11 protein-coding genes are annotated in these 11,663 nt (G+C 58.3%); 9 read left to right on the plus strand and 2 right to left on the minus strand.

What is annotated here, in order from left to right:
• Positions 1-1,008 (plus strand): cytochrome d ubiquinol oxidase subunit II, encoded by a 1,008-nt coding sequence (cydB, locus tag WG29040_RS22235; RefSeq protein WP_003443985.1) that lies wholly within the window; start codon positions 1-3, stop codon positions 1,006-1,008.
• Positions 1,009-1,065: 57 nt separating this feature from the next.
• Positions 1,066-1,233: a DUF2474 domain-containing protein gene (locus WG29040_RS22240; protein ID WP_003443983.1), complete on the plus strand. Its 168-nt coding sequence runs from the start codon at positions 1,066-1,068 to the stop codon at positions 1,231-1,233.
• Between the two features lie 184 nt (positions 1,234-1,417).
• Here WG29040_RS22240 and WG29040_RS22245 read toward each other — a convergent pair whose 3' ends face one another.
• Positions 1,418-2,542 (minus strand): class I SAM-dependent methyltransferase, encoded by a 1,125-nt coding sequence (locus WG29040_RS22245; protein WP_003443981.1) that lies wholly within the window; start codon positions 2,540-2,542, stop codon positions 1,418-1,420.
• A gap of 236 nt (positions 2,543-2,778) precedes the next feature.
• Here WG29040_RS22245 and WG29040_RS22250 point away from each other — a divergent pair, with 236 nt between their 5' ends.
• Positions 2,779-3,555 carry a ferredoxin--NADP reductase gene (locus WG29040_RS22250; protein WP_010655541.1) on the plus strand — a complete coding sequence of 259 codons (777 nt, stop codon included), beginning with the start codon at positions 2,779-2,781 and terminating at the stop codon, positions 3,553-3,555.
• A gap of 52 nt (positions 3,556-3,607) precedes the next feature.
• Here WG29040_RS22250 and mscL read toward each other — a convergent pair whose 3' ends face one another.
• Positions 3,608-4,021 carry a large-conductance mechanosensitive channel protein MscL gene (gene mscL, locus WG29040_RS22255; RefSeq protein ID WP_003443977.1) on the minus strand — a complete coding sequence of 138 codons (414 nt, stop codon included), beginning with the start codon at positions 4,019-4,021 and terminating at the stop codon, positions 3,608-3,610.
• A gap of 280 nt (positions 4,022-4,301) precedes the next feature.
• Between mscL and katB the strand changes: the two genes are divergently transcribed.
• The 6 genes from katB (at position 4,302) to yjiA (ending at position 11,397) form a co-directional block, all read left to right on the plus strand.
• Positions 4,302-5,843, plus strand: coding sequence for a catalase KatB (gene katB, locus WG29040_RS22260; RefSeq protein WP_127196888.1), 1,542 nt, complete (start codon positions 4,302-4,304; stop codon positions 5,841-5,843).
• Between the two features lie 76 nt (positions 5,844-5,919).
• Positions 5,920-6,450: an ankyrin repeat domain-containing protein gene (locus WG29040_RS22265; protein ID WP_003443973.1), complete on the plus strand. Its 531-nt coding sequence runs from the start codon at positions 5,920-5,922 to the stop codon at positions 6,448-6,450.
• Positions 6,451-6,495: 45 nt separating this feature from the next.
• Entirely contained in the window at positions 6,496-7,863 is a 1,368-nt protein-coding gene (gene radA / locus WG29040_RS22270; RefSeq protein WP_003443972.1) for a DNA repair protein RadA, read from the plus strand.
• A 170-nt stretch (positions 7,864-8,033) separates the two neighbouring features.
• Complete coding sequence (locus WG29040_RS22275; protein WP_003443970.1) at positions 8,034-10,100, plus strand: carbon starvation CstA family protein; 2,067 nt, start codon at positions 8,034-8,036, stop codon at positions 10,098-10,100.
• Positions 10,101-10,115: 15 nt separating this feature from the next.
• On the plus strand, positions 10,116-10,313 hold the full coding sequence (locus WG29040_RS22280; RefSeq protein ID WP_003443968.1) for a YbdD/YjiX family protein: 198 nt from the start codon (positions 10,116-10,118) through the stop codon (positions 10,311-10,313).
• Positions 10,314-10,434: 121 nt separating this feature from the next.
• The gene (yjiA, locus tag WG29040_RS22285) at positions 10,435-11,397 is read left to right on the plus strand and encodes a GTPase (protein WP_127196889.1); all 963 of its coding nucleotides are present in this window, start codon (positions 10,435-10,437) and stop codon (positions 11,395-11,397) included.
• The last annotated feature ends 266 nt before the right edge of the window (positions 11,398-11,663 follow it).

An 11,663-nucleotide genomic window follows, 5' to 3' on the forward strand; every position in this document is an offset into this window, starting at 1 on the left:
ATGGGTATTGATCTGCCACTTATCTGGGCAATCATCATCATCTTCGGGATCATGATGTACGTGATCATGGATGGCTTCGATCTCGGGATCGGCATCCTCTTTCCCTTTATCAAGGGCGAAAGTGACCGCGATGTGATGATGAACACTGTTGCTCCCGTCTGGGACGGCAACGAAACCTGGCTGGTGCTGGGCGGCGCGGCATTGTTTGGCGCCTTCCCGCTGGCCTATGCGGTCGTATTGTCAGCCTTGTACCTGCCTTTGATCCTGATGCTGCTGGGCCTGATCTTTCGCGGTGTGGCCTTTGAGTTTCGTTTCAAGGCCAGGCCTGAGAAGCGTCATATCTGGGACAAGTCGTTCATTGGCGGTTCTCTGGTGGCTACGTTTTTCCAGGGGGTGGCACTGGGGGCCTTCATTGACGGCATACCGGTAGTCAACCGGGAGTACGCCGGGGGCGGCATGGACTGGCTCTCTCCTTTTACCGTGTTCTGCGGCCTTGCACTGATCGTGGCCTATGCCCTGCTGGGGTGTACCTGGCTAATCATGAAAACCCAGGGCGATCTGCAACAGCAGATGCACAAACTGGGGCGCCCGCTGGCCCTGGCAGTACTGGTGTTGATGGGCATCGTCAGCCTGTGGACACCCTTGGCACATTCTGAAATTGCTGCGCGCTGGTTCACCCTGCCAAATCTGTTCTGGTTCCTGCCGGTACCGATTCTGGTGTTGCTCACGATGTTCGGTTTGTTCAAAGCGATTGCCCGCAACGCCAACTACACGCCGTTTCTGTTGACCCTGGTGTTGATTTTCCTGGGCTACAGCGGTTTGGGCATCAGCCTGTGGCCGTACATCATCCCGCCATCAATCACGATCTGGGAAGCTGCCGCACCGCCGCAGAGCCAGGGCTTTATGCTGGTGGGCACCTTGTTCATCATCCCGTTCATTCTGGGTTACACCTTCTGGAGCTACTACGTGTTCCGCGGCAAGGTCACCCACGAAGACGGTTATCACTAGTTAGAAGTGCCGCTGCGGCCTGATGGTCGCAGCCTTTTTCCGAGAGGAGAGCGCAACATGGCTGGCAAGGACTATCTACATGAGGTGCAAGAGGCCGAGAAAAAGCCGTTATGGCAACGGGTCGGCTGGCTGCTGGTGATCTGGACCGCCAGTGTGGCGTCATTAGGCGTATTCGCCTGGCTGATCCGACTGTTCATGACCGCTGCGGGCATGAAAAGCCACTGATGGTCGCCACTCATAAAAAAACCCTCTACGGAGGGTTTTTTTGTTTGTGGGTAATTCTCTGGCCCGGCCCGGAGTAGGAGCGAGCTCTTTACCAGGCCCATATTGATCACAGAGTGAGCGCGGCCTTCTTGAACAGCGCGCGAGCAATCGAGTGTGGCCCGGCTGCTCCCGCTGGGGGCTGTGCTTACTTGCGCGCCTTGAGAATGACGAACTTGGGCGTAGCCGCCACTTGTTCAACACCGCGAAACAGTTTGGCCAGCTTGCTGTGATAACCCAGATGGCGATTGCCGACGATATACAGCGCGCCGCCGACGACCAGGGCTTCCCGGGCTTGTTGAAACATGCGCCAGGCCAGAAAGTCGCCCACCACTTGCTGCTGGTGAAAAGGCGGGTTGCACAGCACGACGTCCAGCGAATCAGGTTCTTGCCCTGCAAGGCCGTCTGCGGCACGTACTATTACCTCACGCTCCCCCAGCGCTGCCTGCCAGTTTTCGCGAGCGGACTGCACGGCCATAAACGACTCATCGACCAGCGTGTACTGCGCATCCGGGTTATTCAGGGCACTGGCGATGGCCAGCACGCCATTGCCGCAACCCAGATCTGCTACCCGGGCCGAGCCCAGGTTTTTGGGAAGGTGGGGCAGGAATGCACGGGTGCCGATGTCCAGCCCTTCACGGCAGAAGACGTTGGCATGGTTGAGCAGCTCGATGGCCGGTTCGTCCAGTAAGTAGCGCGAAGGGTAGGGCGAGGTAAACGGCTCTTTGGCTTCAGGGGTGGCCATCAGTAAGCGGGCTTTTTTCACGGCCAGCGAAGCCTGGACCGGGCCGATATAACGCTCCAGCAAATCACCTGCCGCGCGGGGCAAATGCTTGATCATCGCGCCGGCAATCACCTGTGCGCCCGGGGCCAGCTGGCCTTGCAACCGAATGAGTTGCTCTTCGAGCAGGGCCAGGGTTTTGGGTACGCGCACCAGCACACAATCGAAAGGGCCAACCAGAGGCTGGCTGGCGGGGATGACCGTGACGGCATCGAACGCCTGGCCATTGCGCACCAGATTTTTTTCCAGGGCCTGGATGGCGAGGAACGAGTCGCTGCTGCTGGTGACCTGCATATTGGCCACCAGACTGATCGCCAGGGCCCCGAAACTGTCATTGAGCACCAGAACCCGGCTGTTGGCGGGCAGACCCTGTTCGGCCAGATGGTTAAGCAAATACTCGTCCGCAGCGTCGAAAGCCTGTAGCGGCTCGTTTTGCTGTTCTGGTTGGCGGATCAAGCGGAGTTGGGCGAAAGGGCTTTCGAGCACAGGCATTTTTACAAACTCTGGGGAATCAACAGTGGCAACCGGGCCGCAGGGCCACTTCGCAGCACTGGCGTCCGTGGGTTTTACAGATGCAGGCGATTTTACTTTTTTTTGCCGGGGATTACCTGATGCGTTTACCCGGCGGGCAACATCCGCCTGGCAGTGGGTGCAAAGCCAGCACAAACCGTCGGTGTTCCTGTGTCTGTCTTTGCGCGACACTACTGCACTAGCCAATGGAGTGCGACATGACTGCCAGTGCAGAAAAATTTACCCGCCAGACGCTGCTTGAGGTTACCCCGCTGACCCCCGGTCTTTTCACGTTGCGTACCACCCGCGACCCGGGTTTTCGTTTCACTGCGGGTCAATTCGCCCGTCTGGGCGTGACCAAGGCCGATGGCAGCACGGTGTGGCGGGCCTATTCAATGGCGTCCTCACCCCATGACGAGTTCCTGGAGTTCTTCTCCATTGTGGTGCCGGGAGGCGAGTTCACCAGTGAGCTCAGTCGTCTGGAAGTTGGCGATACCCTGCTGGTCGAGCGCCAGGCCTATGGTTTTTTGACCCTGGACCGCTTTGTTGACGGGCAGAATCTGTGGATGCTGGCGACCGGGACCGGCATCGCGCCATTTCTGTCGATCCTGCAAGACTTTGAAGTATGGGAAAAGTTTGAGCATATCGTGCTGGTTTACAGTGCGCGGGAAACCAGGGAACTGGCCTATCAGGGCTTGATTGCCGGTCTGGTTGAGCGTGATTACTTGTCGGAATATGCACATAAATTTACCTATGTGCCGATTGTCACGCGCGAGCAGCATGAGGGGGCTTTAAGCGGGCGAGTTACCACATTGATTGAAAGTGGAGCACTTGAAGAGCGGGTAAAGATCAGCCTGACGCCCGAACATTCAAGGGTGATGTTGTGTGGCAATCCGCAAATGATCGATGACACCAGAAAGTTGCTCAAAGCGCGGGGGTTGCAACTAAGCCTGAGTCGCCGTCCCGGGCAAGTAGCGGTTGAAAACTACTGGTAACCGGCCGGCCATAAAAAACGGCGCCCGCAGGCGCCGTTTTTTTATCGGATCGTTAAGGTCGATCGTGTTGCGCCTTGAGCAGATCGCGAATTTCGCTCAGCAGCACTTCTTCGGCAGTCGGTACGGGCGGTGCGCTTGGAGCCACAGCCTCTTCACGCTTCAGGCGGTTGATCGCCTTGACGCCCATAAAGATGGCGAACGCGACGATGATGAAGTCGATCACGCTCTGGATGAACTTGCCATACGCCACAACCACGGCAGGTGCATCACCAACGGCGGCTTTGAGGGTAATGGCCAGGTCACTGAAGTCCACACCTCCGATCAACAGACCCAGAGGTGGCATGACTACATCGCCAACGAAGGATGAAACGATTTTGCCGAATGCCGCGCCGATAATGATACCGACGGCCATGTCGACCACATTCCCTTTGACCGCGAAGGCCTTGAACTCACTTATCACGCCCATAGGTTATTCCTTGTTACATATGAAGTTGGTGAGTGCAGTGTAAGTCAGCCTTGCTGATCTTGCCTGCTGTGATTCTTATTGGCTGTTTAATCGACCGGCTCAAGTGCCGATAGTTTTATAAAAAGCGCGGAAACTTGCGGTCGATACCCCCTCAGATGCCTTAATGCCAGACTTTTATTTCAATCAGGTAGTTGCGACCTTTCTATTTAGAATTTGCTCCCCGGCCCTCTAGCCTTTGGTCAGCGCCCCGATGCGCACCTAATAATCAGAGGACTTACCCATGACCATCCCCCTAGGCTCTGGAGCGTTTTCACAGCGTCGCCTGCTGTGTGTTTTGAGCGCCAGCCTGCTGTCGGTTTCAGTACAGGCCGCCACCTTGACTCGCGACAACGGTGCCGCAGTCGGCGATAACCAGAACTCGCAAACGGCAGGGGCAAACGGCCCGGTATTGCTGCAAGACGTGCAGTTGCTGCAAAAACTTCAGCGCTTTGACCGCGAACGCATCCCGGAGCGTGTGGTGCATGCCCGCGGCACCGGGGCTCACGGCACCTTTACCGTGACCAGTGACATGAGTGATCTGAGCAAAGCCAAAGTATTTGCCGCGGGTGAAACCACGCCGGTGTTTGTCCGTTTTTCGGCTGTGGTGCACGGCAACCATTCGCCGGAAACCCTGCGTGATCCACGGGGTTTCGCCACCAAATTTTACACCGCCGACGGTAACTGGGACCTGGTAGGCAACAACTTCCCGACCTTCTTTATCCGCGATGCGATCAAGTTTCCGGACATGGTGCATGCCTTCAAACCCGACCCGCGCACCAACCTTGACGACGACTCACGGCGCTTCGACTTCTTCTCCCATGTACCCGAAGCCACCCGCACCCTGACCGAGCTGTACTCCAACGCAGGTACGCCGGCCAGCTATCGCGAGATGGACGGTAATGGGGTACACGCCTACAAACTGGTGAACGCCAAAGGTGACGTGCGCTATGTGAAATTCCACTGGAAAAGCCTCCAGGGCCTCAATAATCTGGATCCCGCACAGGTCACCCGGGTTCAGGGCCGTGATTACAGCCACCTGACCAATGATCTGGTGGCCCATATCAACAAGGGCGATTTCCCCAAGTGGGATTTGTACGTGCAGGTACTCAAACCGCAAGATCTGAAAACCTTCGATTTTGACCCGCTGGATGCAACCAAAATCTGGCCGGGGGTACCTGAGCGCAAAGTCGGGCAGATGGTGTTGAACCGCAACCCGGCCAATGTGTTTCAGGAAACCGAGCAGGTCGCTATGGCCCCGGCCAATCTGGTGCCGGGTATCGAGCCTTCCGAAGACCGCCTGCTGCAAGGCCGGGTGTTCTCCTATGCTGATACGCAGATGTACCGCCTTGGTGCCAACGCCATGCAGTTGCCGATAAATGCCCCGCGCAATGGTGTCAACAATGGCAACCAGGACGGTGCGATGAACATCGGTCATACCGTCACCGGGGTGAATTATCAGCCGAGCCGCCTGATGCCGCGCGAAGAGCCGCAAGCTGCGCGTTACAGCGAAATGCCAGTGTCGGGCACCACCCAGCAAGCGAAGATTCAGCGTGAGCAAAACTTCAAACAGGCGGGGGATCTTTACCGTTCCTTCAGCAACAAAGAGCGTCAGGATCTGATTGAAAGTTTCGGTGAGTCTTTGGCGACAACAGACGATGAGAGCAAACACATCATGCTGTCGTTTCTGTACAAGGCCGACCCTGAATACGGCACCGGCGTGACCAAAGTGGCCAAGGGTGACCTGGGCCGGGTCAAGGCACTGGCCGCCAGACTGGTCGACTGACTTAGTTACCAATCCTGCAGGAGCGAGCTTGTTCGCGAGCACGCTCGCTCCCACAGGGCGGTTAAGGTATGAACCTATGAGAACGCTTTTATCCCTGACTCTGCTTATTGTCAGCGGGCTTGCCCTGGCCGCCGAACCCGATGTACAGGCCGAACTCCGGAACTATTACTTCGATGCGGCGCGCCGTGGTGACGTGGCCATGCTCGATACCTTTATCGAGTCCGGCTACAGCCTCAATGTGCAAGACAGCAAGGGTTATACCGCGCTCATCCTTGCGGCCTACAACGGTCAGGGCGAGGCGGTTGAGCACTTGCTGAAGGCTGGCGCAAACCCCTGTGCCCAAGACTTGCGCGGTAATACAGCCCTGATGGGCGCGATTTTCAAGGGCGAAGTCCGGATTGCCCGCCGTTTACTGGGCACTGATTGCAACCCCGATCAGCGCAACGGCGCGGGGCAGACCGCGGCCATGTATGCAGGCCTGTTTCAGCGGGCCGAATTGCTCAGGGATTTGTCGCGCAAGGGGGCGGACCTGAATGCCGAAGATGCACAGGGCAATAGTGCCGCCCGGCTGGCCGATGGCGAAATCCGTATGCCGCGATCGCACTAATACGGGTGTGCTGGGCTATCATCGCGGTTTTTCCGTGGAGTTCAGATGGCCAAGCCCAAGCGCATATACGGCTGCACCGAGTGCGGCGCAACTTTCCCCAAGTGGGCCGGGCAGTGCGGTGAGTGCGGCGTCTGGAACACCCTGGTCGAAACCATTGTTGAAAGTGGTGCTGCCGCGCCACCCAGCGGGCGCACCGGCTGGACCGGGCAACAAGCCCAGATCAAAACCCTGGCCGAGGTCAGCATTGCTGAAATCCCGCGCTTCTCCACCGCCTCGGGCGAGCTGGACCGGGTGCTCGGTGGCGGTCTGGTGGACGGCTCGGTGGTGCTGATCGGCGGCGATCCCGGTATCGGTAAATCGACCATTCTCCTGCAAACTTTGTGTCATATGGCCTCGCGCATGCCTGCGCTGTATGTCACCGGCGAGGAATCGCAGCAGCAAGTAGCCATGCGCGCCCGCCGTCTGGGCTTGCCCCAGGATCAGCTCAAGGTCATGACCGAGACCTGCATCGAAAGCATCATCGCCACCGCCAAGCTGGAAAAACCCAAGGTCATGGTGATCGACTCGATCCAGACCATCTTCACCGAGCAGCTGCAATCGGCCCCGGGTGGCGTGTCGCAAGTGCGTGAAAGTGCGGCATTGCTGGTGCGCTATGCCAAGTCCAGCGGCACCGCGATCTTCCTTGTGGGCCACGTCACCAAAGAGGGCGCGCTGGCCGGGCCCCGGGTGCTGGAGCACATGGTCGACACCGTGCTGTATTTCGAGGGCGAGTCCGACGGTCGTTTGCGTTTGTTGCGGGCGGTAAAAAACCGCTTCGGCGCAGTTAACGAACTGGGCGTGTTCGGCATGACCGACAAGGGCCTGAAAGAGGTCTCCAACCCGTCTGCGATTTTCCTCACCCGGGCCCAGGAAGAAGTGCCCGGCAGTGTGGTCATGGCCACTTGGGAAGGCACACGCCCGATGCTGGTAGAGGTGCAGGCATTGGTGGATGACAGCCACATGTCCAATCCGCGCCGGGTCACCCTGGGCCTGGATCAAAACCGCCTGGCCATGTTGCTGGCTGTCCTGCATCGCCACGGTGGAATTCCGACCCACGATCAGGATGTATTCCTCAACGTGGTGGGCGGGGTCAAGGTGCTGGAGACCGCGTCCGACCTCGCGCTGATGGCCGCCGTGATGTCCAGCCTGCGCAATAAACCGCTGCCCCACGATCTGCTGGTATTTGGCGAGGTGGGGTTGTCGGGAGAAGTACGACCAGTGCCCAGCGGTCAGGAACGCTTGAAAGAGGCGGCCAAGCACGGTTTCAAACGGGCCATCGTGCCTATGGGCAACGCCCCCAAAGAGTCGCCGCCGGGTCTGAAGGTAATTGGCGTGACCCGTCTGGAACAGGCGCTGGATGCATTGTTTGAGTAGCGCTTCAAACAGCGGCAAGCACCGCGCAGGCCTGACCGCGCAAACGGATCAATAGCCAAGCATAAAACCGTAAAAGAAGGCTCTAGACCAAGGTAAGGGGGTGGTCTTTAGAGCTGGGGGCGCTAAACTCCGGTGGCAGTCTTTCTTGTCCAACTGGCCGGAATATAAAAATGAATAATAAAAATAGCCTGCTACGCCACATCCCGTGGCTGGTGCTGGCAATTGTAGGAGCCTGCGCCCTTGGCGTAGTGGCCTTGCGCCGAGGCGAGGCGGTCAACGCCTTGTGGATCGTAGTGGCAGCCGTTGCCATCTACCTGGTCGCTTACCGTTATTACAGTTTGTTTATCGCCACCAAGGTGATGCAACTGGACCCACTGCGGGCGACACCGGCGGTGGTCAATAACGACGGTCTGGACTATGTCCCGACCAACAAACACATTCTTTTCGGTCACCACTTTGCAGCCATCGCCGGCGCCGGGCCTCTGGTCGGGCCGGTACTGGCCGCGCAAATGGGCTATCTGCCGGGCACGCTCTGGCTGATTGCCGGGGTAGTGCTGGCCGGTGCAGTACAGGACTTCATGGTCCTGTTCATGTCCGTTCGTCGCAACGGTCGCTCCCTGGGCGACATGGTGCGCGAAGAGATGGGCAAGGTGCCTGGCACCATCGCGCTGTTTGGCTGCTTCCTGATCATGATCATCATCCTCGCGGTGCTGGCGCTGATCGTGGTCAAAGCCCTGGCCGAGAGCCCGTGGGGCATGTTCACAGTAATGGCCACCATCCCGATCGCGATGTTCATGGGCATTTACATGCGCTACATCCGCCCGGGCCGTATCGGTGAAATCTCGATTGTCGGCGTGTTGCTGTTGCTGGGTTCCATCTGGCTGGGGGGCCAGATTGCGGCCAGCCCGGAGTGGGCGCCGATATTTACCTTCACCGGCACGCAAATCACCTGGATGCTGATCGGCTACGGCTTTGTGGCGGCGGTGCTGCCGGTGTGGCTGGTACTTGCGCCCCGTGACTACCTGTCCACCTTCCTTAAAATCGGCACCATCGTGGCCCTGGCGATCGGCATTCTGGTCACCATGCCCGAGCTGAAAATGCCGGCCCTGACCCAATTCGTCGACGGCACCGGTCCGGTGTGGAAAGGCGGTCTGTTCCCGTTCCTGTTCATCACAATTGCCTGCGGGGCGGTGTCGGGTTTCCACGCACTGATTGCCTCGGGTACCACGCCCAAACTGCTGGATAACGAATGCAACTCCCGTTATATCGGCTACGGCGCGATGCTGATGGAGTCATTCGTGGCCATCATGGCAATGGTTGCCGCGTCGGTCATCGAGCCTGGTGTGTACTTCGCCATGAACAGCCCGGCAGCCATTGTCGGCGGTGACGTGGTGACTGTGGCGCAAACGGTGAGCAGCTGGGGCTTTGCAATTACCCCGGACGCACTGACGGCACTGGCCCATGACATCGGTGAAACCACGGTTCTGGCCCGTGCCGGCGGCGCACCGACCCTGGCAGTGGGTATCGCGCAGATCCTGCACAACGTGCTGCCGGGCGAAAACACCATGGCGTTCTGGTATCACTTCGCCATTTTGTTTGAGGCGCTGTTCATTCTGACCGCGGTCGACGCGGGCACCCGTGCCGGTCGCTTCATGTTGCAGGACTTGCTTGGCAGCTTCGTGCCAGCCCTCAAGCGCACCGAGTCGTGGCCAGCCAACGTGCTGGCAACCGGTCTGTGTGTGGCGATGTGGGGTTACCTGCTGTACCAGGGCGTAATCGACCCGCTGGGCGGCATCAACACCCTGTGGCCGTTGTTCGGTATTTCCAACCAGATGCTGGCGGGGATTGCGCTGATGCTGGCCACCGTCGTGCTGATCAAAATGAAGCGCCAGCGCTACATTTGGGTAACCATGCTGCCAGCGGTCTGGCTGCTGATTTGCACCACCTACGCCGGTTTCATCAAGCTGTTCGACGCCAACCCGGCGGTCGGTTTCCTGGCCCTGGCGAAAAAATACAGCACCGCACTGGATGCCGGCCAAGTGATTGCCCCGGCGAAAAACATCGATCAGATGCAGCACGTGATCATCAATGCCTACACCAACGCCGGTCTGACCGTGCTGTTCCTGTTCGTGGTGTTCAGCATTCTGTTCTATGCCGTTAAAGTCGGTGCCGCGGCCTGGGGGCGTAAAGAACGTACGGATAAAGAAGCGCCGTACCACTCCCTACCGGATGCATGACAGAGGATTGCAAGCATGTTCAATGACCTGAGTCGCCTCGGTAAATACCTCGGTCAGGCCGCGCGCCTGATGGTCGGCATGCCCGACTACGACAATTACGTCGAGCATATGCAAACCAAACACCCGGACAAGCCGGTAATGACCTACGAAGCGTTCTTTCGGGAGCGCCAGGAGGCGCGTTACGGCGGCAAGGGCGGGCCCAAGTGCTGTTAATCCGCTAAGGGCGGGTTGTATCTGACTGTGGGAGCGGGTTTGTCCGCGAGGGCATCGACTGTCGATACCTTCGCGGGCAAGCCCGCTCCCACATTTTTTTGTGTTCAACAGGAGACCCGACATGACCTCTCCAATCCCCGTCACCATCCTCAGCGGATTTCTCGGTGCCGGTAAAACCACCTTGTTGCGTCATCTGCTCAAGGCCGAGCACGGGCTGAAAATCGCCGTCATTGAAAACGAATTCAGCGATGCCGGAATCGACACCCAGTTGTTGGGCGATGAGCCGGTGCAAGTCATGACCCTGTCCAATGGCTGTGTGTGCTGCACCATTTACACTGATCTGACCAAGGCGCTGTACCTGTTGCTTGAGCGTCTGGACAGCGGTGAAATCACCTTCGACCAGCTGGTCATCGAATGCACCGGCCTGGCTGATCCGGCGCCGGTGGCACAAACCTTCTTTATTGACGAAGAACTACGTGAGCGTTATCTGCTGGACGGCATCATCACGCTGGTGGATGCCGCCCACGCCGAGGTTCACCTGAGCCAGACCATCGCCCAGGCGCAAATCGGCTTTGCCGACCGGCTGTTGGTGAGCAAGCGTGATCTGGTGGATGACGCCACGTTTGATGCGCTGTGCCAGCGCCTGACCCGGATCAATCGCCGGGCGCCGATCCGGGTGGTGGAGCACGGCAAGATTGATCTGGCCGAGCTGCTGGATGTGCGCGGGTTCAACCTGAATGCAGATCCAGGTGGCGGTCTGAATTTGCGCCCGGTACAGCCTGCGGCTTCTGCGGACCGTATTTCCAGCATGGTGCTGCGCACCGAAAAACCGCTGGATATCGACAGCCTCAGCACCTTTATGAACGAGCTGCTGGAAGAGCACGGCAAACAGCTGCTGCGTTACAAGGGTGTATTGAATATTGCCGGTGAAGACCGGCGCCTGGTGTTTCAGGGTGTGCTCAAGCTCTACGGTTTTGATTGGGACACCGAGTGGGCCGAGGGCGAGCTGCGCGAAAGCGTGATGGTGTTTATTGCCGATGAATTGCCGGAGGCCACCATTCGCGAAGGGTTTGCACGGCTCTGATCCATCACCGCCTTATATCTGTAGGCGCGGGCTGTTTATGGTTTGAAGAAGCTCGCGAGCAAGCTCGCTCCTACAGGGCGTATCCGCAGAGCGCCCAGAAAAAAGCCCGGCTAGAAAGCCGGGCTTTTTTTCAGCTGTTTGTCCCGTCCTGAATAAGGTTTACACCTTCTGATCTATTTTCAGGAGGGCGTAATGGAGACAAGTAAAAGGCGTAGTCAGCGAGACTACACGCTGACCTTTAAATTGTCGGTCGTCGACCAAGTCGA

Origin of the sequence: Pseudomonas sp. PAMC 29040, assembly GCF_003994535.1 — a bacterium.
Taxonomy (GTDB): Bacteria; Pseudomonadota; Gammaproteobacteria; order Pseudomonadales; family Pseudomonadaceae; genus Aquipseudomonas; species Aquipseudomonas paraversuta.

Bases quoted from the DNA above. Each gene is read 5' to 3' on its own strand.
- cydB (WP_003443985.1), top strand. From the start codon at position 1: ATGGGTATTGATCTGCCACTTATCTGGGCAATCATCATCATCTTCGGG.
- WG29040_RS22240 (WP_003443983.1), top strand. From the start codon at position 1,066: ATGGCTGGCAAGGACTATCTACATGAGGTGCAAGAGGCCGAGAAAAAG.
- WG29040_RS22245 (WP_003443981.1), bottom strand. From the start codon at position 2,542: ATGCCTGTGCTCGAAAGCCCTTTCGCCCAACTCCGCTTGATCCGCCAA.
- WG29040_RS22250 (WP_010655541.1), top strand. From the start codon at position 2,779: ATGACTGCCAGTGCAGAAAAATTTACCCGCCAGACGCTGCTTGAGGTT.
- mscL (WP_003443977.1), bottom strand. From the start codon at position 4,021: ATGGGCGTGATAAGTGAGTTCAAGGCCTTCGCGGTCAAAGGGAATGTG.
- katB (WP_127196888.1), top strand. From the start codon at position 4,302: ATGACCATCCCCCTAGGCTCTGGAGCGTTTTCACAGCGTCGCCTGCTG.
- WG29040_RS22265 (WP_003443973.1), top strand. From the start codon at position 5,920: ATGAGAACGCTTTTATCCCTGACTCTGCTTATTGTCAGCGGGCTTGCC.
- radA (WP_003443972.1), top strand. From the start codon at position 6,496: ATGGCCAAGCCCAAGCGCATATACGGCTGCACCGAGTGCGGCGCAACT.
- WG29040_RS22275 (WP_003443970.1), top strand. From the start codon at position 8,034: ATGAATAATAAAAATAGCCTGCTACGCCACATCCCGTGGCTGGTGCTG.
- WG29040_RS22280 (WP_003443968.1), top strand. From the start codon at position 10,116: ATGTTCAATGACCTGAGTCGCCTCGGTAAATACCTCGGTCAGGCCGCG.
- yjiA (WP_127196889.1), top strand. From the start codon at position 10,435: ATGACCTCTCCAATCCCCGTCACCATCCTCAGCGGATTTCTCGGTGCC.